The organism is Inhella sp. (genome assembly GCF_041912635.1).
Taxonomy (GTDB): domain Bacteria; phylum Pseudomonadota; class Gammaproteobacteria; order Burkholderiales; family Burkholderiaceae_C; genus Inhella.
On the sequence record NZ_JAYRMO010000024.1, the window covers coordinates 1 to 21085 of the forward strand.

The following is a 21085-nucleotide window of genomic DNA, read 5'->3' on the forward strand; positions in this document are numbered from 1 at the left end:
ATGATGTCCAGCACCAGCGCCGTCTTGCGCTTGGCTGTCCATCGCTTGATCTCGTCTTCCATCAGGGTGCTCATGTCTTCTTCCTTTCGACACTAACACCTGAGCAGCTATTCACTGGGTCAATACAGAATTGCATGAGGGGCCCAAAGGGCCGGAGCAGCAACCTGCGGTGAAGCCCCCACCAGTAGAGGTCAAGCCCAATCCACCCCCCAAGGGCACACCGCTTGGGGGCGGCAAGGCCCCTCCTTGCACCACACCTGAGCCGAGGCGCGATGCCAACGGCCACCCGGTGGCTCGGCTCAAGGAATATGCCGCCGACTGGGCCGGGCGGATTGGCATCCCGACTCTGGGCTTATGGCAGTGGAGCGACTTCAAGGCCAAGAGCGGGCCAACGCATCCGCTGACCTGTGCTCCTGCCCCGAATGCGGCTCAGGCCAAGCCCGCCACGGCGGCGCCTGCCGCCTCGGCACCGAAGGTGGCGCCCGCAACACCTCAGCCTCGCAGTGCAGCGCTCTTGCCGGTCAAATTGGCGGTCACCAACGTGGATCAGAAACCGCCCAAGGAACTGGTGCACTTGCTCGAAATCATGGAGGAGCAGGTGGGTTGGAACTGGGAAATGGCGCCACTGTCTTCGCCCTCGGCGGTCATCCTGGCTGAGCTGGCCGGCAGTTCGCTCGGCACGCCCGAAACCAAGGCGCGAAGCAAGAGCTCTCGACGTTGCTACAAATCCGTCAAGGTCGGCCTGAAACGCGCCAACTATGTGGCCGGTGTGAACGAAGACATCCCCGCTTCCACCGCGGGCCCTTGGTTGCTGGGACAAGGTTTTCGGGAGGTCACCGCTGAATTGCCAGATGCGCGCTGGGCATGGCCGGGCGATGTGATTGTCTATTGCTATCCAAAAGCCAAGGCTGAGAAGAATGATGCAACGGAAAAGCTGAAATATGACAAGGCATTGGAGAGATATCACACCGACCAGGCCAAGTATGAAGGGGATTTAAAGCGTTACGAGGCGGCCAGGTCAGAGTATGAGGTCAGCAGGAAGGCCTGGGTGGCGGCAGAACCCAAGAAGCCATTTGCACGCAAATTTACGCAGAAGGCACCGAAGCCGCCGGTGCAACCAAAGCTGCAGAACGTTAATTACGGGCATATTGACGTCAGGAGCTATGATGCCTATTTGAGTGATTTTTCCACAGGACGACTTCAGAGTGCCCTGGATCAGCAGGTGATCGGAATCTATAGAAAGATTTCTGATCCATTGCCGGAGATTCGTGTGAAAGCTTTTCTCTGGATTCTGCGTGAATGGGAGTGCCCCGACGCCAGGAGCGACGCGGCGCGCTATTCCATGAAGTTTGGTGGCAAGTTGTTTGATGGTTTTTCCAAGCATCCATTTGATGGGGTGAAGGCAGAAAATACCCCGGCGGGAGCCTATCAAATCACATTGGGAACCTTCAATGGACTGCAGGGTGAACGCTATGGACTACCGAAAAACTTCGAGCCGTCTACTCAGGATCGAATGGCCGTCATCTTGCTGGAAGAGGATGGCGCCTTGGGTCCAATTAGAAGTGGCGATGTGGCAGCGGGTGCGACCCGCTTGAAAGGACGCTGGTCTTCTCTGCCCGGCGGGGTCCATGCGCGCAAGAAGCGTGAGGGCAATAAAGTAATTGGAACCTACGATATGGATGATCTGAAGAAGCGATTTGACGAATTGATGGCACAACTTGTTGCGCGGTGACTGCCTGCGATGAAGATATCCAGTTTCTTTCTGCTGTGCTCTCTGTCTGGTCTGATGATTCCGGCCCCAGCCTCGGCGGCGGAGCAATGCCCGGCGGTACCCGCGCGTGCCTTGTATCCTGGACTTGAGTACCTGCAGGATGCGCATGGGAATATTTCCAAGGGTGCTCTAGAGTTGGGGGATGTCAAGATTCCCTCTCGGAATGCCGATTGGTGGACGATTCGCACCGAATACAGCTTGTTGGTGCATCCCAAAGGGCTTAGATATGTGGATCGCTGCCATGCCCACGGCATCTGTCTGGTGCTGGAGCGTTCAAGCACGAGTTGCAAAGGTTTTGCCAAGTACCGCGTGGTGCTGGGGATGAATCTGCGCGCCTCTGCAGTCAGTCCCTTTGCGTTGCCTTTTGAGGGGGCGGCCTGGCGTCATTTCAGTTTTGAAAGCGCCGACCAACCTGAATTCGAGTTGACCCCCCAGTACGAGTCGCGTGTGACTGGTCGACTGGTGCGTCAAGCTCCGAATGAGAGGGAATGAGCGTGAACACCCAAGCCCTGATGGATGCGTTCGTACCGCCAAACCTGGCCACCGGCCCTGACCTCGGCTTCTCGCCCGCCTTCGACGCCATCGCCGAACTGCGCCGCGAGGACGACCCCACGCTCGCCCAAGGCGAGTGGGTCACCGAACTCAAGCAGGCCGACTGGCCCGCCGTCCTCCGCGCCTGCGAAGACCTGCTGGCCCACCAGACCAAGGACCTGCGAGTGGCCGGCTGGTGGCTGGACGCCGCCGCCCGCGTGCAAGGCCTGCCGGGTCTGGCCGATGGCCTCACTCTGACGCTCGAACTCATTCGCCGCTTCTGGGATGGCGTACACCCGCAGGCCGATGGCGGCGACTACGAAGAACGCGTCGGCGCCCTGGCTTGGAGCCTCAAGCGTGTGGAAGAACTGGCCCCCATCGCCCCGGTCATCCAACTCGGCCGCCTGAAGCTCGGCCTGCGCGACATCGACCACGCCCGCCAGCACGGCAGCCTGCCGCAGCCCGAAGGCAGCTCCGACGCCCCACCCACCTGGGCCGCCATCCAGCGCAGCGTCGCCCAAGCCGGCCTGGCCGCCTTCGAGGGCCACCTCGCCGCCCTGGACTCCGCCCGCACCGCGCTGATGGGCCTGCAAGCCGAACTCGACCAGCGCCTGGGCGACGAAGGCCCCGGGTTTGCCGGTGCGCGCAAGGCGCTGGAGAACGCCACTGACCAACTGCGCCGCCTGGGCCGCGACGCCGGTCTGGGCACTGCCTCAGGTGCAAGCCCCGAACCCGACGCGCCAACCAACGAACCCAGCGCCGCAGCTTCTGCAGGCCTGACCCGCACCGGCCCCATCCAATCCCGCGCTCAGGCCCTGGCTCAACTGCAGGAGGTCGCCGCCTACTTCCGCCGCACCGAACCGCACAGCCCCGTGGCCTATCTGGCTGAGAAGGCCGCGCGCTGGGGCGAGATGCCCCTGCATGCCTGGCTGCGCCAGGTGGTCAAGGATCAGGGGGTGCTGGGCAGCTTGGATGAGATGCTGGGGGTGGACCCCAGCAGCAGCAACTGATCACTCGCTGCGCTTGAGGATGCCGTAGCGATTCAGCGTGCGCTCACGCGCCTCGGCGTGGTCCACCAGTGGCAGCGGGTAATCCACCCCCAACCTCAAGCCCTCCAACTCGATTGGCCGCGCCGCCCAGGGCGCGTGGATCGCCGCATCTGGGAGCGCTGCGAGTTCGGGCACATAGCGGCGGATGAAGGCGCCTTCGGCGTCGAACTTCTCGCTCTGCGTCACCGGGTTGAAGATGCGGAACCAGGGCTGGGCGTCGCAGCCGGTGCTGGCGGCCCATTGCCAGCCGCCGTTGTTACTGGCCAGTTCGAAGTCCAGCAGTTGTTCGGCGAACCAGGCCTCGCCGCGGCGCCAGTCCAGCCCCAGGCTCTTGCACAGGAAGCTGGCCGTGACCATGCGCAGGCGGTTGTGCATGTAGCCGGTGCGGGCGAGTTGGCGCATCGCGGCGTCCACCAGGGGGTAGCCGGTGCGGCCTTCGCACCAGGCCTGGAAATGGGCGTCGGCTTCTGGGCCTTGCTCCCACTGCACGGCCGCGTACTCGGGCTTGAGCGGACCGTTCACCACGCCGGGGTGGTGGTGCAGCACCTGGTGATAGAAGTCGCGCCAGATCAGTTCACTCAGGAACGTGGCGGCGCCGGGTTCGTCGCGGCGCTCCCAGGCGGCGCGGGCCAGTTCCCGCGCCGACACCAGCCCGAAGCGCAATGCGGGGCTCAGATAACTCGGGCCCTTCTGGGCCGGGAAGTCGCGCCGCTCCGCATAGGCATGCAGCCGCTCGCTGAGGAACTCGGCCGCCTGCTGCTGCGCCTGCCGAGCGCCGCCGCGAAAGCGCGCATCCAGATCCGTGGGCTCGAAGCCAAGCTCGGCCAAGCTGGGCAGGCCGGTAGCGAGCGGGGAGGGCGCCAACTGTTCCAGGCAGGGCCGCCGCTCGGCCAGGCGCTCGGCGCGCACGGCCTTGAGCCAAGCGATCTTGTAGGGCGTGAAGACGGTGTAGGGCCGGCCCTGGCCCGTGAGCAGCTCGCGGCGCTCGAACACGGTGACGTCCTGCACCGACTCCACCTGCACGCCCAGCGGCAGGGCGGCGCGTACGGCCTGGTCGCGCGCCAGCGCGAAGGGGTCGTCGTCATGGGCGTAAATCAGTCGGCCGGCCCCGGTTTCCTGTACCAAGCGCGGAATCCAGTCGCGCGCCCGGCCGTGCCGCACGATCAGCCCGCAGCCGCGCTCGCGCAACTGGGTCTCAAGGTCCTGCAGCGCGCAGTGGATCAACTCGACACGCCGGTCTTGCCGGGGCAGGGCATCCAGGATCTCGGTGTCGAACACGAAGGCCAGCAGCACCGGGGAATCAGCGCGGCAGGCCAGTTCCAGGGCGGCGTGGTCGTGCAGGCGCAGGTCGCGGCGCAGCCAGACGAAGGTGGGCTCAGGGTTTGCCATGGGGCGCGAGTGTCGCCCTCAATAGAATGCCCCCATGCCCAAGGCCGAGATGGACCTCACCAACCAGTTTTTGATCGCCATGCCCGGCATGGCCGATGACACGTTTGCGGGGGCGGTGGTTTATCTGTGTGAACACAACGACCAGGGTGCGCTCGGGCTGGTCATCAACAAGCCCATCGAGCTGACGCTGGATGGCCTGTTTGAGAAGGTGGACCTGAGCCTGGCGCGCGAAGACCTGAAAGGCACGCCGGTGTTCTTCGGCGGCCCGGTGCAGACCGAGCGCGGCTTTGTGCTGCATGAGCGCCTGGACGAAGAGGGCGGCCACTACAACGCCACGCTCGCCATTCCCGGCGGGCTGGAGATGACCACCAGCCGCGATGTGCTCGAAGCCCTGAGCCACGGCGCCGGCCCGCGCAAGCTGCTGGTGACCCTGGGCTACAGCGGCTGGAGTGCCGGCCAGTTGGAAGAAGAGATCGGCCGCAACGGCTGGCTCACGGTGGACGCCAAGCCTGAGTTGATCTTCGACACCCCGGTGGAGCAGCGCTACGAAAAGGCCCTGGCCCTGCTGGGCATCGACCCGCGCATGCTCAGCCAAGAGGCTGGGCACGCATGAGCTTCTCAAGCTTTTTGAGCTTCGACTACGGCTTGAAGCGGGTTGGCGTGGCCAGCGGCAACCGCCTGACCGGCACCGCCACGCCGCTCACCACTTTGCATGCCCAAGGCAAGGCGGTGTTCGTGCCGATCGAGGCCCTGCTGAAGGAATGGCAGCCCGACGCCCTGGTGGTGGGCATCCCCCGCCACCCTGACGGGGCGCCGCATGCGATGACGGCGGCAGCCCAAAAATTCGCGGCCTCGCTCAGAGGCCGTTTTCACAAGCCCGTGTTCGAGGTCGATGAGCGCTACACCAGCGTCGAGGCCGAAGCCCTGGGCGCACGCGATGTGGATGCCGCTGCGGCGGCCTTGATCCTGGAGCAATACATGCGGGAGCACGCAGCATGAGTGCCTTGGCGCTGGACGCTGAAACCCTGTACGCGGAGCTGCTCACGCAGGTTCGCGCCTTTCTTGCGCGGCCCGACTGGGTGGGCGCGCAGCTGGTTGGCATTTGGAGCGGCGGCGCTTGGCTGGCCGAGCGCCTGCAGCGCGACCTGGGCCGCGCCGGCCCGCCCGGCCTGATCAGCAGCCGCATGCACCGCGACGACTTCGGCGCCCGCGGCCTGGCCGCCACGGCGGATGCGACCAAGCTCACGCAGTCGATCGACGGCGCGCCCATCCTCTTGATCGACGACGTGCTCTGGACCGGCCGCACCACGCGCGCGGTGCTGAACGAGCTGTTCGACTACGGTCGCCCGGCCCGCGTGGCCCTGGCCGTGCTGGTGGACCGCAACGGCCGTGAGCTGCCCATGCAGGCCGAACTGGCCGCCGCGCGCATCAGCCTGCCGGCCCATCAGCGCCTGCACCTGAAGAAGGACGGCGAATCCTTCGGCCTGGAAGTGGAGACCGTCTGATGCTCAGCAAACGCCACCCGCAACTCAACAAGAACGGCGAGCTGATCCACCTGCTCTCCATCGAGGGCCTGCCCAAGGCCGTCATCGAACACATCCTGGACACCGCCTCGACCTTCGTCTCGGTCAGCGACCGCGATGTCAAGAAGGTGCCGCTGCTGCGCGGCAAGTCGGTCTTCAATCTGTTCTTCGAGAACAGCACGCGCACCCGCACCACCTTCGAGATCGCCGCCAAGCGCCTCAGCGCCGACGTGCTGAACCTGGACATCGCGCGCAGCTCCACGGCCAAGGGCGAGACCCTGCTGGACACGGTGGCGAACCTGTCCGCCATGCACGCCGACATGTTCGTCGTGCGCCATTCCGAAAGCGGTGCGCCCTACCTGATCGCCCAGCACTGCGCCCCGCATGTGCATGTCGTGAACGCCGGTGACGGCCGCCACTCGCACCCCACCCAGGGCCTGCTCGACATGTACACGATCCGCCACTACAAGCGCGACTTCACGCAGCTGTCGGTGGCCATCGTGGGCGACATCCTGCACTCGCGCGTGGCGCGCTCGGACATCCATGCGCTCAGTACGCTGGGTGTGCCCGACATCCGCGCTGTCGGCCCCAAGACCCTGGTGCCGGGCGACCTGCGCGAAATGGGCGTGCGCGTCTGCCACGACCTGGAAGCAGGCATCCAGGGCTGCGACGTCGTCATCATGCTGCGCCTGCAGAACGAGCGCATGAGCGGCGCCCTGCTGCCCAGCAGCGGCGAGTACTTCCAGCGCTACGGCCTGACCGAGGAGCGCCTGCAGTTGGCCAAGCCGGATGCCATCGTCATGCACCCCGGGCCGATCAACCGCGGCGTCGAGATTGACTCGGCGGTGGCCGATGGACCGCACAGCGTGATCCTGCCGCAGGTGAGTTTCGGCATCGCGGTGCGCATGGCTGTGATGGCCATCCTGGCGGGGAATGAAGCATGAGCAAGGTTCTGTTTGAAGGCGCACGCCTGATCGATCCCGCCAGCGGCCTGGACCGTGTGGGTGACTTGGCCGTGGCGGATGGCCGCATCGTCGGCGTGGGTGCCGCACCCGCCGGCTTCACGCCCGATCAACGCGTGCCCGCCCAGGGCGCGGTGCTGGCGCCCGGCCTGATCGATCTGCATGCCCGCCTGCGCGGCAGCGGCTCGGCGCTGGAAGGCGGCATCGAGTCCGAGTTGCGCGCGGCCGTGGCGGGTGGCGTCACCACACTCGTGTGCCCGCCCGACACCGACCCGGTGCTGGACGAGCCCGGCCTGGTGGAGATGCTGATGCAGCGCACCCAGCGCGCCGGCCTGGCCACCGTGCTGCCCCTGGGCGCGCTGACGCGCGGCCTGGCCGGCGAGGTGCTGGCCGAGATGGGCGGCCTGACCCAGGCCGGCTGCGTGGGCCTGGCGCAGGCCGAAAAGCCGGTGCGCAACACCTCGGTGCTGTGGCGCGCGCTGCAGTACGCGGCCAGCTTTGGCCACACCGTCTGGCTGCGCCCGCAGGATGCCTATCTGGGCGGCGGCGTGGCCGCCAGCGGCCCACTGGCCACGCGCCTGGGCCTGAGCGGCGTGCCGGCCATGGCCGAGAGCATCGCCCTGCACACCCTGTTCGAACTGATGCGCGCCACCGGCGCGGCTGTGCATGTGCAGCGCCTCTCCACCCAACAAGGCGTGGCCCTGCTGCGCGCCGCCAAAGCCGAGGGCCTGCCCGTCACGGCCGATGTGTCCGTGCACTCCCTGCACCTGATCGACCAGGACATCGGCTACTTCGATACCACCGCCCGCGTGGAGCCGCCGCTGCGCCAGCAGCGCGACCGCGACGCCCTGCGCGCCGCGCTGGCCGATGGCACGGTGGACGCCCTGGTCTCGGACCATGTGCCGGTGGACGCCGACGGCAAGGCCTTGCCCTTCGCCGAGGCCACACCCGGCGCCAGCGCGCTGGAGCTTCTGCTCGGTCTGGCCCTGCTCTGGGGCGAACAGGCCGGCCTGAGCCTGGCCCAGGCCCTGGCGCCGCTGACGGTCCGCCCCGCGGGCGTGCTGGGCAGTGCCGCCGGCCGTCTGGTGGAAGGCGCCCCGGCGGACCTCTGTCTGTTCGACCCGACGGCCCGCTGGCCCGTCAAGCCTGAAGCCCTGCGCAGCCGCGCCAAGCACACGCCCTTTGCCTTCGAGCGCTGCGGCATGGAACTGCCCGGCCGCGTGCTGGGCAGCTGGGTGGCCGGGCGGCAGGTGCACGGCGGCGAATGAGGGTTCTGCTCGGCGCCTGGCGCCTGCTGCGCGTCGTCCTGCATGTGTTCGCAGGCATCGCCGTGCTGGCCCTGCTGTTTCCGCGCCGCGATGCGGTGGGCCGGCAGTGGCACATCCAGCGCTGGAGCGCCGGGCTGCTGCGTTGCCTGGGTCTGAAGCTCACGGTGCACCAGCAAGGCACGGTGGCGCCGGCCAGCTTCGTGGTGCTGAATCACATCAGCTGGCTGGACATCGCCTGCGTGCACGCGGCCTTGCCCCAAGCGCGGTTCGTGTCGAAAGCGGACGTGCGGCATTGGCCGCTGATCGGCTGGATGGTGGCGGCTGCGGGCACGCTGTTCATCGAGCGTGAACGCAAGCGCGACGCGCTGCGCGTGGTGCACCACTGTGCCGAAGCGCTCAAGGCCGGCGACACCGTGGCCGTGTTCCCCGAGGGCACCACCGGCACGGGGCCCGAGCTGCTGCCCTTCCACGCCAATCTGCTGCAGGCGGCGGTGACGGTGGATGCGCCGCTGCAACCCCTGGCGCTGCGCTTTCACGCGCCGGGCGAGCGCTTTGCCAGCGCCACGCAGTTCGTCGGCCAGACCACGCTGCTGCAATCGGTGTGGCGTATCGCCACGGCGCGTGGGCTGCAGGCCGAACTCAAGGTCCTGCCGGCCATCGACACGCAGGGTCTGGAGCGACGCGTGTTGGCCGAAGTGGCGCGCGAGCGCATCCAGGCCGAGCTGTAGCGGCAATGGGCACGCTGGAAGTCGACTTCCTCGTGCTCGGTGCCGGCACTGCTGGCTGCCTGCTGGCCAACCGCCTGAGCCGCGACCCGCGCCACACGGTGCTGCTCGTCGAGGCCGGCGGGCCCGATCGCTCGCCCTGGGTCAAGGTGCCGGTCGGCTACCTGAAAGCGATCGGCCACCCGCGCCTGGACTGGGGCTACTTCACCGAACCCGCGCCCGGCCTGCACGGGCGGCGGCTGCGCTACCCGCGCGGCAAGGTGCTGGGTGGTTGTTCCAGCATCAACGGCATGATCTACATGCGCGGCCAGGCCGGTGATTACGCCGACTGGGCGCGTGCCACGGCCAGCGCTGAATGGGACTGGCCCCAGGTGCTGCCCGACTTCCTCGCCCATGAGGACCTGCACGAGCCCCGCGCCAGCCATGCGCAGGGCGGCGAATGGCGCGTCGAGCGCCAGCGCCTGCGCTGGGACATCCTGGAGGACTTCGTGCAGGCCGCGCAGCAGGCTGGCATCCCGCTCAGCCCCGACTTCAATGGCGGCGACAACGAGGGCGTCGGCTACTTCGAGGTCAACCAGCGTGCTGGCTGGCGCTGGAATGCCGCACAGGCCTTCTTGCACCCCGTGCGCAACCGGCGCAACCTGCGCCTGTGGACGGACACGCCCGCGCTCCCGCTGTGGATCGAGAACGGCCGCTGCCTGGGCGCCGACGTGCTGCACCAGGGCCAGCGTGTGCGGGTGCGCGCGCACCGCGAGGTGCTGCTGGCGCTGGGCGCCATCGGCACGCCGCAGCTCTTGCAGCTCTCGGGCGTTGGCCCCGGGGATCTGCTGCAGCGACTGGGCATCCCGATCACGCTGGAGCGCCCGGCGGTGGGCGCCCATCTGCAAGACCATCTGCAGCTGCGCGCGGTCTACCAGGTGCAAGGCGCGCGCACCCTCAACACGCTCTCGCGCAGCTGGGCGGGGCGCTTGGGCATGCTGTGGGATTACGCGCGGCACCGCCGCGGCCCCTTGAGCATGGCGCCCTCGCAGCTGGGCCTGTTCACGCGCAGCCGGCCCGAAGAGGCGCGGCCGGATCTCGAGTTCCATGTGCAGCCGCTCAGCCTGCCGGCCTTCGGTCAGCCGCTGGACGCCTTTGCAGCCATCACGGCCAGCGTCTGCCAGCTCAACCCAAGCAGCCGCGGCACGGTGCAGATCCGCTCACCCGACCCGCTGCAGGCGCCAGCCATTGCCCCCAACTACCTGAGCACCGCACACGACCGCCAGGTGGCGGCCGACGCGCTGCGCGTGGTGCGGCGCATCCTGGCCCGGCCCGCCTTGGCGAAGTACGCGCCGCAGGAGCTCAAGCCCGGCCCGGCCTTCCAGAGCGATGCCGAATTGGCCGAGCAGGCCGGCCACATCGGCACCACCATCTTTCACCCCGTGGGCACGGCACGCATGGGCGCCGATGTGGACGCGGTGGTGGATGCCCGCCTTCGCCTGCGCGGCCTCAGCGGCCTGCGCGTGGCCGATGCCAGCGTGATGCCCAGCATCACGCGCGGCAACACCGCCAGCCCCACCTTGATGATTGCGGAGAAGGCGGCGCGCTTCGTGCTGCAGGATCAGGCTGACTTGCCCTGACTGGCGACCTTGGCGGCCGCGGCGGCAATCGCCTCGGCGTCACCCAGGTAATAGCTCTTGATCGGCTTCAGGTCCGCATCCAGCTCGTACACGAGCGGAATGCCGTTGGGGATGTTCAGGCCGACGATGTCGCTGTCGCTGATGCCGTCCAGATGCTTGATCAGCGCGCGCAGCGAATTGCCGTGAGCGGCGATCAGCACGCGCTGGCCGCTCTTGATGGCGGGCGCGATCTGGTCGTTCCAGTAGGGGATGACGCGCGCCACCGTGTCCTTCAGGCATTCGGTCAGCGGCACGTCCATGCCGGCGTAGCGGCGGTCGCTGCGCTCGCTGCGCGGGTCGTCGGCGGCCAGTGGCGGAGGGGGCACGTCGTAGGAACGGCGCCACACCAGCACTTGTTCGTCGCCGTACTTCTGCGCCGTTTCAGTCTTGTTCAGGCCCTGCAGGCCACCGTAGTGACGCTCGTTCAGGCGCCAGTCGTTGCGGATCGGCAACCAAGTGCGCTCCAGGCCGTCCAGGCAATGCCAGAGCGTCCAGATGGCGCGGCTCAACACCGAGGTGTAGGCAAGGTCGAAGTCGTAGCCCTCGGCCTTCAGCAACTTGCCGGCGGCCTGGGCCTGGGCCACGCCAGTCGCAGTCAGGGGCACATCGGTCCAGCCGGTGAAGCGGTTGTCGAGATTCCAGGTCGATTCGCCGTGGCGCAGCAGGACGAGCTTGTGCATGGTCAAAGACGGGTAAAGGGAGAGGGGGCAGATTCTAGAAAGCGCGCCCCGGGGGAAATCCCAAGCTTCGGGTGGTCAAGCGCGAAGCAGGGCCGGCATAAAGTCGGCGCAAAGGGTGGTAGATGCCTCGACACAGAGGTTCTCTGACTGGAGCGAATCTCATGAAGGTCAAGACCCGCATTTGGACATTGCCCCTGGGTGCTGCCGTGCTGTTTGCGCTCGGCATCGTCGTGCTGGTGGCGATGTCCGCCCGCACCTCGGCGGTGATCCAGGAAGTTGGCGATGCCGACTACCCCTACATGGACCAGACCACGCAATTCAGCGGCCACCTGGAAGCGCTGGTGGGGCTGGTGCAAAGCGCCGTGGCCGAAGGCGAGAAGAAGCGCCTGGAAGAGGCCGCGCAGCGGGCGGGCGAGCTGCGCAAGCTGCTCAGCAGCCTGAAGTCCCTGCCGCGCCACGCCGACACCACGGCCAAGCTGACCAAAGACTTCGAGTCCTACTACGGCAGCGCCATCGCGGCCGCCGAGACGCTGATGGACATCCGCCAGGGCGACAGCAACGCGGCGGTCAAGACCATGCAGGAGACGCTGAAATCGCTTAACACCAGCTTGGCCGAGGCGCGCAAGCTGGCGCGCGAGGGCTTTGACGCCGGCCTGGCCGGCGCGCGCGACGGCGTCAGCCGCGGCGTCTACCTGACGATCGCGTTGGGCGTGGTCATCGTGCTGGCGCTGGGGGTGGGCAGCTGGTGGGTGATCGGCATGGTCTGGCGCCAGTTGGGCGGTGAGCCCGAGTACGCCAGCGACGTGATTCACCGCATGGCCGAGGGCGACCTGTCGCAGGACATCCGCGTGGCGCCCGGCGCCAGCGGCAGCCTGCTGTCCGCGGTTCAGGACATGTCACAGGGCTTGTCCGCCATCGTGCGCAACGTGCGCAGCGGTACCGACTCCATCACCACCGCCTCGCAGGAAATCGCCATCGGCAACCATGATCTTTCGGTGCGCACCGAGAAGCAGGCGGGCTCGCTCGAATCCACCTCCTCGACCATGCGCACCCTCACCGAAGCCGTGCGCCACAGCGCCGATGCCGCGCGTCAGGCCAACCAGATGGCCGGCTCGGCGGCCGAGGTGGCGCAGCGCGGCGGCGCCGTGGTCTCGCAGGTGGTCAGCACCATGGAGGACATCAACACCAGCTCCAAGAAGATCGCCGACATCATTGGCGTCATCGACGGGATTGCCTTCCAGACCAACATCCTGGCGCTGAATGCCGCCGTGGAAGCGGCGCGGGCGGGCGAGCAGGGCCGCGGCTTTGCCGTCGTCGCCGGTGAGGTGCGCTCGCTGGCGGGTCGAAGCGCCGAGGCCGCCAAGGAGATCAAGAGCCTGATCGGCGCCAGCGTCGAGCGCGTGGAGTCCGGCAGCCGCCTGGTGCAGGACGCCGGCAAGACCATGGGTGAGATCGTGGCCAGCGTGCAGCGCGTCACCGACATCATTGGCGAGATCACCGCGGCCTCCAGCGAGCAAAGCGAGGGCATTGGCCAGGTCAACGACGCCATCATGCAGATCGACCAGATGACACAGCAAAACGCCGCGCTGGTGGAGCAGGCCGCCGCCGCGGCCAGCAGCCTGGAACAGCAGGCGCAGGGGCTGCAGCAGGCGGTTTCGACCTTCAAGCTCTGAGGGTTCCACCGGCCCACCTAAAATCGCGCCCTTTTTCGCCTGGGGCGCCGTCGTGCTCGACTTTCTGATCAAAAACTGGTTCTTGGTGCTGATGGCCCTGGGCTCCGGCCTGGCTCTGCTGTGGCCCAGCCTGTCGGGCAAGACAAATGGCGTGTCCACCGCCGAGGCGGTGCGCCTGATGAACCGCGAGAAGGCGGTGCTGATCGACGTCTCCGAGCCGGCCGAATTTGCCGCCGGCCATGCCAGCGGCGCGCGCAACCTGCCGCTCGGCCAGATCGAGGCCGGCGCCAAAGGCCTGCCCTCGAACAAGACCCTGCCCCTGGTGCTGCTGTGCGTCAGCGGCGCGCGCGCCAATCGCGCCGCCCAGCTGCTGCGCAAGCTCGGGCATGAGAACGTGGTGGTGGTGGCGGGCGGCATGAACGCCTGGCGCGAGGCCAATCTGCCGACCGATAAGGTAGCCACGGCATGAACAAGGTGCTGATGTACACCACGCAGGTCTGCCCCTACTGCGTGCGCGCCAAAGCTTTGCTCAAGCAGCGCGGGGTCGAGCAGATCGAGGAGATCCGCATCGACCTGGACCCGGTGCAACGAGCCCAGATGATGGAGCGCACCGGCCGTCGCACCGTGCCGCAGATCTACATCGGCGACACCCATGTGGGTGGCTGCGACGACCTGATGGCGCTGGACCAGCGCGGGGGCCTGCTGCCGCTCCTGAACGCAGCCTGATAATCCCGCGCTTTGCCGCCGGGGCATCCCCCGGCCCTCCACCGAAAGCATTCCATGTCCGACGACAACCTCCAGCCCGTGTTCAACATCCAGCGCATGTACCTGAAGGACCTGTCGCTGGAGCAACCCAACGCCCCCGCCAGCCTGCTGGAGCAGGGCCAGCCCCAGGTCGACATCAACCTGACCCTGGCCGCTCAGCCCGTGGCCGAAGGCGTGTTTGAAGTGGCCGTCACCGCCACCGTGACCACCAAGGTCAACGACAAGGTGCTGTTCCTGATCGAGGCCAAGCAGGCCGGCATCTTCGAGATCCGCAACCTGCCCGACGAGCAGCTCGAAGGCATCCTGGGCATCGTCTGCCCGCAGATGATCTACCCCTACCTGCGTGCCGTCGTCTCCGACATGTGCACCCGCGCCGGCTTCCCGCCGGTGCTGCTCACGGAAGTGAACTTCCAGGCCATGTTCGAAGCCCAGCAGCAGGCCCGTGCCGAGCAGGCCGCTGGCGCCACGAGCAACTGAGCAGGGCCCTGCACAATGAAAGCGCGCCAGCCGGCGCGCTTTTTTTCTTGCGTTTATGAAGATCACCGTCTTGGGAGCGGGTGCCTGGGGCACCGCCCTGGCCATCCAGGCCGCCGCCCGGCACGAGGTGCGTTTGTGGGCGCGCGACGCCGAGCAGGCCGCCGCCATGAGCGCGGAACGGCTCAACCGCCGCTACCTGCCGGGCTCGGCCCTGCCGCCGGCCCTGCACGTCACGCCCGACCGGGCCGCGGCGCTGGCCGGCACCGACCTCATCGTCGTCGGCACCCCCATGGCGGGCCTGCGTGAGTGCCTGCAGGCCTGTGCGGGCAGCACGCCGTTGCTTTGGCTGTGCAAAGGTTTCGAGGCCGGTAGCGGCCTGCTGGGCCATGAGATTGCCCGCGAACTCGGCCGCGCGCGCGCTGGCGTGCTGTCCGGCCCCAGCTTCGCGCAGGAAGTGGCGCGTGGCCAGCCCACGGCCCTGGTGGCGGCGGCCGAAGACCCCAGCGTGGCCGAGGCCGCGGTGCAGGCCTTCCATGGCGAGCGCCTGCGCATCTACACCTCGGCCGACCCGGTGGGCGTGGAGGTGGGCGGCGCGGTGAAGAACGTCATGGCGATTGCCGGTGGCGTGGCCGATGGCCTGCGCGAGCGCGCCGAGATTGAGCAGGCCTGGAGCGAGGCGCCGGGCCTGAACGCCCGCGCTGCCTTGCTGACGCGTGGCCTGGCCGAGATGACCCGCCTGGGCCTGGCGCTGGGCGCGCGCGCCGAGACCTTCCTGGGTCTGTCGGGCCTGGGGGACTTGGTGCTCACGGCGACGGGCGAGCTCAGCCGCAACCGTCGCGTTGGCGTGCTGCTGGCGCAAGGCCTGAGCCTGGCGCAGGCGCTGGCCCAGCTTGGCCATGTGGCCGAGGGCGTCTACAGCGCCCGCACCGTGCTGGAGCGCGGCCAGAAGCTGGGCCTGGAGTTGCCTATCACCGCCACCGTGGTGGCCCTGCTGGAAGGACGTCTGAGCCCGAGCCAGGCGCTGAACCTGCTGATGACCCGGGACCCGCGCGCAGAACTGTAGGTTGCGGCGTGTTCCCCTTGTCGATGAGGCTCAGGCCGCGCCGGCGTAGCCGTTCTGCCTCCAGGCCTCGAACACCGCCACCGCCACCGCATTGCTGAGGTTGAGGCTGCGCTGCGCCGGCCGCATGGGCAGGCGCAGCCATTGCGAGGCGTCGACTTGCGCGCGCACGGCCGGGTCCAGGCCGGCGGATTCGCTGCCGAATACCAGCCAGTCCCCCGGCTGCCACTGCGGCTCCTGAAAGCCGCGCTGGCCGCGTGTGGTGAAGGCGAACAGGCGCGCCGGGTCGGGTTGCTCGGCTTGTGTGAAGGCGGCCCAGCTGGGGTGCACGCGCAGCTCGGCGTACTCGTGATAGTCCAGCCCAGCGCGCTGCAGCAGCTTGTCTTCGAGCGAAAAGCCCAGGGGCTCGATGAGGTGCAGGCGGCAGCCTGTGTTGGCGGCCAAGCGGATCACATTGCCGGTGTTGGGCGGGATCTCGGGGTGGACGAGGACGATGTTGAACATTCAGTCAGGCACGCGGGTCAGGGGTTCGGGCCACCACCCAGGCTTGCACGCTGGCGGCACCATGTCGCAGCAGCTCCTGCGCCAGCGCGGCCACGGTGGCGCCGGTGGTGAGGACATCATCGACGATGACCCAATGCCCGTCGCGCACCGGCGCACCGGCGGCCAGCGCGAAGGCGCCGCGCAGGTTGGCATGGCGCTGCGGGCGGTTCAGCTGAGTTTGCGTGGGCGTGTCGCGCAGGCGCAGCAGCCAGTCGCGCTGCACCGGCAGGTTCAGGCGGCGGCCCAGGGCCCTGGCCAACTGCTCGGCGGGGTTGTGGCCACGCTCGCGCAGCCGTGCCTCGTGCTGGGGCACGGGCAGCAGAGCCTGCGGGCGTGGCAGTTCGGGCGGCGGCTCGGGCAGCAACTCGGCCAGGGCCACGGCGGCGCCCAGTTCGCCGCGGTACTTCAGGGCCTGCAGCAGGCCGTCCCAGGGCGCTCGGTAGTCCACCGCAGCCAAGCAATGCGTCAGGCCCAGAGGTTCCTGCAGGCAGTGGCCACACAGCGCGCTGTGTGTGCCGGGCGGCAGGGGCAGGGCACAGCCGCCGCAGCGCGGCAGGGGGCGGGCAAAGGCGTTGCGGCAATCGGCACAGATGCGCGCGCCGCTCCAGCCCAGGCAGACCCAGCAGCCTCCGGGCAGGGGCCAGGCGCGGGGGTGCAGGCGCTGCAGCAGGCTCATGCGGGGAGCTTAGCGATACTGCCCCGGTGAGTCTGAATCCCCCCGATCCCCGTGCCCTGGCGCGCCAGGCGCGCCGCTTGGCGAAGTTGGGCGAAACGCCCTGGTTGGCGCAGATCCTGGCCGCCCGCATGGCTGAGCGCCTGGACTGGATCAAGCTGGACGCGCAGACCGTCGTGCTTTGGCAGGGCCTGCTGGGCGGCGGCCAGGCGGCGCTGCGCGCGCGCTACCCGCAGGCCGAGATCCTATGGGCCGAGCCCGATGCGGCCGAGGCGGCGCAGCGCTTGCTGCGCGCCCCCTGGTGGCAGCCCTGGAAGCGCAGCGCCGACCGCGTGCTGGCACCCGAGGCCCTGTCGCCGGGCGGTGCGCAGATGCTCTGGGCCAGCCTCGGGTTGCTGGGCCAGGCCGAGCCGGATGCGCTGTTCCGCCGCTGGGCCCAGGCGCTGGCGCCGCAGGGCTATCTGCTCTTCTCCACGCTGGGGCCGGACAGCTTCAAGGAGCTGCGCGCTCTCTATGCCCGTGAAGGCTGGGGTGCAGCCACACCGGCCTGGATCGACCTCCACGACCTCGGCGACGCCCTGCTCAAGGCCGGCTTTGCCGACCCCGTAATGGACCAGGAGCGCCTCACCCTGACCTGGGCCGATGGCGAGACCCTGTGGCGCGAGCTGGCGGCCCTGGGTGGCAACCTGGCACCTGACCGGCACGCCGGCCTGCGCACGCCGCGCTGGAAGCGGCGCTGGCTGGCTGCCGCGACTGAACAACTGCAGCAGAGCGATGGTCGCCTGGCGCTGACGCTGGAGTTCGTCTGCGGCCACGCGCTGAGGGCCGAGCCGCGCGTGCCTGGCGAGGCGAGCGTGTCGCTCAGCAGCCTGAAGGATCAGCTGGCGAAGCGGCGCAAGCCTTAGCAGGCTGTTGAAAAGCTACTGCGGAGGCCGTCTGCGTCGTTGCGCGGTGCTCGGAATCCTCACGTACAGAGAGTACGTTCCGGTTCCTCCGCGCCGTGCGCCTAGCAGCTTGCCTTCCTCGCTACGCTTTTCAACAGCCTGTTAGGCGGCCAAGCGCTCGGCCACATGGCGCACCAGGGCACGCGCCTTGGTGCCGGCGGTGGCGGCGGGCAGGGTCAGGGCCTGGATCTGTTCGCCCTCGGCGATCGGCAGCTGCCAGTCGGGCAGCAGGTCCACCAGCCGGCCGGCTGCCAGGTCCGCGCGCACGCAGTAGTCGGGCGCCAGCACCACGCCGGCGCCCTGGCGGGCCAGCTCGATCAGCGCGTCCATCGAATCGCCGCTGAAGCTGGGCTGCAGCTCGATCTGCTCGGTGTGCCCATCGGCGTGGCGCCACAGCAGGGGCACGGCTTCCGGCGCGCTGCCGAACAGCAGCAAGGGCTGTTGTTGCAGTTCGGCGGGTTCCTGCAGCGCCGGGCCGGGCGCCGCATAGGCCTTGATGCGAAAGCGCAGCACGGGCTGGGCCACCCGATCCTGCGGCGGCTTGCGGGTGATGCGAAAGGCCACGTCCACGCCCTCGCGCAGCAGGTCGACGCGGCGGTCGGTGAACAGCAGGTCGAGCTGGATGCCGGGGTGCTGGCGGCGGAACTCGGCCAGCAGGGGTAAGAGGACATGCTGGCCAAAGGTGGCGACGGCGGTGATGCGCAGCTGGCCCTTCAGTCCTTCGGCGTCGCGGCGCAGGCTGTGGCGGGCGGCCTCGGCGGCCTCGCGCACGGCCTGCGCGCGTCGCGCCAACTGGCGGCCGGCATCCGTCAGGCCCAGAGAGCGCGTGGTGCGCGCCAGCAGCGCCTGGCCTACCTGCTCCTCCATGGCTGCCACGCGGCGGCTGATGGCCGCGCGCGTCAGGCCCAGCTGGCGCGCGGCCTGCGCAAAGCTGCCGGCCGCCGCCACCCGGGCAAACAGCTCCAGTGCGTTGGCATCCAGCTCGTTGCGCTCGCGCTGGCGCCGCAGCGTGACGGCGGACAGGGCCTCTGCAGTCGTTTTTGTTGATTTCATGTAACCAGTGTGTGGATTAAAGGCTATCTAGTCAACAAAGAGTCTCGTTTCTAGCATTCGCCCGCCGTTTCCAGACTGAGATCGCCATGCACGCCCAACTCGCCCAACCCTCCTGGCCCCAACTGCTGGGTTCGCCCAATCTGGCCCTGCTGCAGGCCGCGCTGCCCGGCGAGGAGCCGGGGGCGATCGAGGGCTTGAACCTGGCCTTTGCAGCGACCGATGGCGCCCTGCTGCACGGCCGTGTTTTCGAGCCGCAGGGTGCGGCGCGTGCCGTGGCCGTGCTGGCCCCGGCCACCGGCGTGCCCCAGCGCTACTACCAGGCCTTTGCGCAATGGCTGGCCGCGCGCGGCTATGCGGTGCTGAGCTTTGATTACCGCGGCATGGGCGCCTCGCGCGCGGCCGGGGCGGGCCGGGCTTCGATGCGCGACTGGATACGCTTGGACCTTTCCGCCGCCCTGGCCGCCGCGCGTGAACGCGCCGGGCGCGGGCCACAGCGTCTGCCCATCCTCTGGGTCGGTCACTCCCTGGGCGGCAATGGCCTGCCGATGGTGGAGGGCCTGGCGCACCTGGACGCCGCCATCACCGTGGGCTCGCAGTTCGGTTACTGGGGCCTGTGGCCGGCGGGCTGGCACCGCACCGTCACGCGGGTGTTCTTCTCCCACTGGGTGCCGCTGTGCGTGCGCCTGACCGGCCGTCTGCCCGGCTGGGCCTTGGGTGGGGGCGAGACCCTGCCGGGCCCGGCCGCGCTGGATTGGAGCCGCTGGGGCCGCTCGGCCGGCTACTTCACCGCCGACCCGGCCTGCCGCGACTGGTACCGCCCGCAGGACTTCAAGGGCCATCTGCAGCTCTGGAGCGTGGCCGACGACCTGACCTATGGCCCCGCGCCCGCCGTGGACGCGCTGGCGCGCTGCTTCGAGCACGCCGGCGATCGCGTCGAGCGCGTGCATCTGCATCCACAGGAGATCGGCCTGAAGCGCCTGGGCCACTTCGGCCCCTTCCGCCGCGCGGCGGGCGAGCGCCTGTGGCCGCTGCTGCTGGAGCGGATCGAGGCGAAGGTGCCGGCGCTCAGGCCGGGGTATTGACCGCCGGTAGGCCGTCCAGCACGCGCCAGCCCTGGGTCCACAGCGCCTGCACGGCGCGCGCCTGCAGCTCTTGCTGCAGCAGGTGCGGCGCGGTGCCGGCACGCGCATGCCAGGCGGGGCTCAGCCACTCCAGCCCACCCGCCGCGCGGCAGACCGCCAGACGCCAGGCCGGGGTGTGGCTGCCGCCTTCTTCAGCTAGCACGCCCAGCCAGTCGCCCGGTCCAATGTCATGGGCCAGCTTGAGCAGGGTGCGTGCGTCGGCAGTGGCCGCCAGCGGCAGCACCTGGTCGGCCAAGGGACCGATCAGGTAGCGGTTCAGGCGGGGGCGGCTGTCGCTGCGAGCCGCCGGTGCGGCGAAGGCATGGCGCTGGGCCAGGCAGCGGTCAAAAGAGGCAAGACCTTGCATGAATGAAAAACTCCGTGAGCCCAAGAACCGGCGTTTGCCGGCCCGGGGCTTCACGGAGCCGCAACGCTTTAGCCGTACTTGTTAACCGCCCGCAAGTAGTTGGTAAATCGGCGGTGCTGCACGCCCAAGGGGGCACAGCGAGCACGCAGTGTAGAGGTGACTGCGCGTTTGGGGGAAGAAGGCTGTCAGACCTTTTTCACGAACTCCGACTTCAGGCTCATCGCTCCAATGCCCTCGATCCGGCAGTCGATGTCGTGGTCGGCATCCACCAGGCGGATGTTCTTCACCTTGGTGCCCACCTTCACCACCAGGGACGAGCCCTTGACCTTGAGGTCCTTCACCAAGGTGACGGTGTCGCCATCGGCCAGCACATTGCCCACGGCATCGCGCACCACGCGGGCCTCGGACTCGGCAGCCGGTGCAGCCTGCGCCGACCATTCGTGCGCGCATTCAGGGCAGATGAACTGGTCACCGTCCTGGTAGGTCAGTTCGGAGTGGCACTGGGGGCAGGCGGGCAGGGTGTTCATGGGCGGCGCGAGGAAGAAAAAACCCCCAGCCGCTTGCGCTGCTGAGGGTTCTGATTTGGCTCCTCGACCTGGGCTCGAACCAGGGACCTACGGATTAACAGTCCGGCGCTCTACCGACTGAGCTATCGAGGAATCGATCTGTCCGGCCGCCAATCGGTTGCGACGGCCTTCAAATGCAAACGCACCTGAGCGGGATGCACAAGGTGCGTTGTCTGATTGTGTTCGCTGGGTTGGCTCCCCGACCTGGGCTCGAACCAGGGACCTACGGATTAACAGTCCGGCGCTCTACCGACTGAGCTATCGGGGAACAGCGAAGACCGCGAGTA

24 protein-coding genes and 2 tRNA genes are annotated in these 21085 nt (G+C 68.3%); 17 read left to right on the forward strand and 9 right to left on the reverse strand.

Annotated features, from left to right (window positions below):
* The first annotated feature begins 169 nt into the window (after positions 1-169).
* From ACE3QP_RS14380 to tssA, 3 genes are read left to right on the forward strand one after another with little or no spacing between them, the layout of a single operon-like run.
* Positions 170-1732 (forward strand): hypothetical protein, encoded by a 1563-nt coding sequence (locus ACE3QP_RS14380; protein ID WP_374437107.1) that lies wholly within the window; start codon positions 170-172, stop codon positions 1730-1732.
* 9 nt (positions 1733-1741) lie between these two features.
* The gene (locus ACE3QP_RS14385) at positions 1742-2263 is read left to right on the forward strand and encodes a hypothetical protein (protein ID WP_374437109.1); all 522 of its coding nucleotides are present in this window, start codon (positions 1742-1744) and stop codon (positions 2261-2263) included.
* Positions 2264-2265: 2 nt separating this feature from the next.
* A complete protein-coding gene (gene tssA / locus ACE3QP_RS14390; protein ID WP_374437111.1) occupies positions 2266-3312 on the forward strand; it encodes a type VI secretion system protein TssA in 1047 nt (348 codons plus the stop codon).
* On the opposite strand, the gene ACE3QP_RS14395 is transcribed toward tssA, so the two are convergent.
* On the reverse strand, positions 3313-4740 hold the full coding sequence (locus ACE3QP_RS14395) for a deoxyribodipyrimidine photo-lyase (RefSeq protein ID WP_374437113.1): 1428 nt from the start codon (positions 4738-4740) through the stop codon (positions 3313-3315).
* Positions 4741-4774: 34 nt separating this feature from the next.
* On the opposite strand from ACE3QP_RS14395, the gene ACE3QP_RS14400 reads away from it, so the two are divergent.
* The 7 genes from ACE3QP_RS14400 to ACE3QP_RS14430 are packed head-to-tail and all read left to right on the forward strand — an operon-like array spanning position 4775 to position 10837.
* Positions 4775-5353: a YqgE/AlgH family protein gene (locus ACE3QP_RS14400; protein WP_374437114.1), complete on the forward strand. Its 579-nt coding sequence runs from the start codon at positions 4775-4777 to the stop codon at positions 5351-5353.
* The gene (gene ruvX / locus ACE3QP_RS14405) at positions 5350-5739 is read left to right on the forward strand and encodes a Holliday junction resolvase RuvX (RefSeq protein ID WP_374437116.1); all 390 of its coding nucleotides are present in this window, start codon (positions 5350-5352) and stop codon (positions 5737-5739) included. The genes ACE3QP_RS14400 and ruvX overlap by 4 nt, the downstream gene beginning before the upstream one ends.
* Positions 5736-6245, forward strand: a complete 510-nt coding sequence (pyrR, locus tag ACE3QP_RS14410; RefSeq protein WP_374437117.1) for a bifunctional pyr operon transcriptional regulator/uracil phosphoribosyltransferase PyrR — start codon at positions 5736-5738, stop codon at positions 6243-6245. The genes ruvX and pyrR overlap by 4 nt, the downstream gene beginning before the upstream one ends.
* A complete protein-coding gene (locus ACE3QP_RS14415) occupies positions 6215-7207 on the forward strand; it encodes an aspartate carbamoyltransferase catalytic subunit (RefSeq protein WP_374437227.1) in 993 nt (330 codons plus the stop codon). Before pyrR ends, ACE3QP_RS14415 begins: the two co-directional genes overlap by 31 nt.
* On the forward strand, positions 7204-8493 hold the full coding sequence (locus tag ACE3QP_RS14420; RefSeq protein WP_374437119.1) for a dihydroorotase: 1290 nt from the start codon (positions 7204-7206) through the stop codon (positions 8491-8493). The genes ACE3QP_RS14415 and ACE3QP_RS14420 overlap by 4 nt, the downstream gene beginning before the upstream one ends.
* Entirely contained in the window at positions 8490-9221 is a 732-nt protein-coding gene (locus ACE3QP_RS14425) for a lysophospholipid acyltransferase family protein (RefSeq protein ID WP_374437121.1), read from the forward strand. Before ACE3QP_RS14420 ends, ACE3QP_RS14425 begins: the two co-directional genes overlap by 4 nt.
* A 5-nt stretch (positions 9222-9226) precedes the next feature.
* Positions 9227-10837, forward strand: a complete 1611-nt coding sequence (locus ACE3QP_RS14430; protein ID WP_374437123.1) for a GMC family oxidoreductase — start codon at positions 9227-9229, stop codon at positions 10835-10837.
* Here ACE3QP_RS14430 and gpmA read toward each other — a convergent pair.
* Positions 10819-11556 carry a 2,3-diphosphoglycerate-dependent phosphoglycerate mutase gene (gpmA, locus tag ACE3QP_RS14435; RefSeq protein ID WP_374437125.1) on the reverse strand — a complete coding sequence of 246 codons (738 nt, stop codon included), beginning with the start codon at positions 11554-11556 and terminating at the stop codon, positions 10819-10821. The two genes, ACE3QP_RS14430 and gpmA, sit on opposite strands and share 19 nt — an antisense overlap.
* Before the next feature lie 161 nt (positions 11557-11717).
* On the opposite strand from gpmA, the gene ACE3QP_RS14440 reads away from it, so the two are divergent.
* From ACE3QP_RS14440 to ACE3QP_RS14460, 5 genes are all read left to right on the forward strand, one after another.
* Complete coding sequence (locus ACE3QP_RS14440) at positions 11718-13229, forward strand: methyl-accepting chemotaxis protein (RefSeq protein ID WP_374437127.1); 1512 nt, start codon at positions 11718-11720, stop codon at positions 13227-13229.
* A gap of 91 nt (positions 13230-13320) precedes the next feature.
* Positions 13321-13698, forward strand: a complete 378-nt coding sequence (locus ACE3QP_RS14445) for a rhodanese-like domain-containing protein (RefSeq protein ID WP_374437228.1) — start codon at positions 13321-13323, stop codon at positions 13696-13698.
* Positions 13695-13955, forward strand: a complete 261-nt coding sequence (gene grxC, locus ACE3QP_RS14450; RefSeq protein ID WP_374437129.1) for a glutaredoxin 3 — start codon at positions 13695-13697, stop codon at positions 13953-13955. Before ACE3QP_RS14445 ends, grxC begins: the two co-directional genes overlap by 4 nt.
* A 54-nt stretch (positions 13956-14009) precedes the next feature.
* Complete coding sequence (secB, locus tag ACE3QP_RS14455; protein WP_374437131.1) at positions 14010-14471, forward strand: protein-export chaperone SecB; 462 nt, start codon at positions 14010-14012, stop codon at positions 14469-14471.
* Between the two features lie 55 nt (positions 14472-14526).
* Complete coding sequence (locus tag ACE3QP_RS14460; protein WP_374437132.1) at positions 14527-15534, forward strand: NAD(P)H-dependent glycerol-3-phosphate dehydrogenase; 1008 nt, start codon at positions 14527-14529, stop codon at positions 15532-15534.
* A gap of 30 nt (positions 15535-15564) precedes the next feature.
* Here the strand turns inward: ACE3QP_RS14460 and ACE3QP_RS14465 are convergent, their stop codons facing one another.
* Together ACE3QP_RS14465 and ACE3QP_RS14470 are read right to left on the reverse strand one after the other, a co-directional pair.
* Entirely contained in the window at positions 15565-16035 is a 471-nt protein-coding gene (locus ACE3QP_RS14465) for a tRNA (cytidine(34)-2'-O)-methyltransferase (RefSeq protein WP_374437133.1), read from the reverse strand.
* 4 nt (positions 16036-16039) lie between these two features.
* The gene (locus tag ACE3QP_RS14470; RefSeq protein ID WP_374437134.1) at positions 16040-16750 is read right to left on the reverse strand and encodes a ComF family protein; all 711 of its coding nucleotides are present in this window, start codon (positions 16748-16750) and stop codon (positions 16040-16042) included.
* Positions 16751-16776: 26 nt separating this feature from the next.
* Between ACE3QP_RS14470 and ACE3QP_RS14475 the strand changes: the two genes are divergently transcribed.
* Positions 16777-17652, forward strand: a complete 876-nt coding sequence (locus ACE3QP_RS14475) for a biotin synthase (RefSeq protein ID WP_374437135.1) — start codon at positions 16777-16779, stop codon at positions 17650-17652.
* 141 nt (positions 17653-17793) lie between these two features.
* On the opposite strand, the gene ACE3QP_RS14480 is transcribed toward ACE3QP_RS14475, so the two are convergent.
* Positions 17794-18744 (reverse strand): LysR substrate-binding domain-containing protein, encoded by a 951-nt coding sequence (locus ACE3QP_RS14480; protein ID WP_374437137.1) that lies wholly within the window; start codon positions 18742-18744, stop codon positions 17794-17796.
* An 86-nt stretch (positions 18745-18830) separates the two neighbouring features.
* Here ACE3QP_RS14480 and ACE3QP_RS14485 point away from each other — a divergent pair, with 86 nt between their 5' ends.
* Positions 18831-19826 carry an alpha/beta fold hydrolase gene (locus ACE3QP_RS14485; protein ID WP_374437138.1) on the forward strand — a complete coding sequence of 332 codons (996 nt, stop codon included), beginning with the start codon at positions 18831-18833 and terminating at the stop codon, positions 19824-19826.
* On the opposite strand, the gene ACE3QP_RS14490 is transcribed toward ACE3QP_RS14485, so the two are convergent.
* The 4 genes from ACE3QP_RS14490 to ACE3QP_RS14505 form a co-directional block, all read right to left on the reverse strand.
* A complete protein-coding gene (locus tag ACE3QP_RS14490) occupies positions 19810-20232 on the reverse strand; it encodes a hypothetical protein (RefSeq protein WP_374437139.1) in 423 nt (140 codons plus the stop codon). The genes ACE3QP_RS14485 and ACE3QP_RS14490 overlap by 17 nt on opposite strands.
* 185 nt (positions 20233-20417) lie before the next feature.
* Positions 20418-20759 carry a zinc ribbon domain-containing protein YjdM gene (locus ACE3QP_RS14495; protein ID WP_374437140.1) on the reverse strand — a complete coding sequence of 114 codons (342 nt, stop codon included), beginning with the start codon at positions 20757-20759 and terminating at the stop codon, positions 20418-20420.
* 56 nt (positions 20760-20815) lie between these two features.
* A tRNA-Asn gene (locus ACE3QP_RS14500) sits at positions 20816-20891 on the reverse strand.
* Positions 20892-20990: 99 nt separating this feature from the next.
* A tRNA-Asn gene (locus ACE3QP_RS14505) sits at positions 20991-21066 on the reverse strand.
* Between the last annotated feature and the right edge of the window lie 19 nt (positions 21067-21085).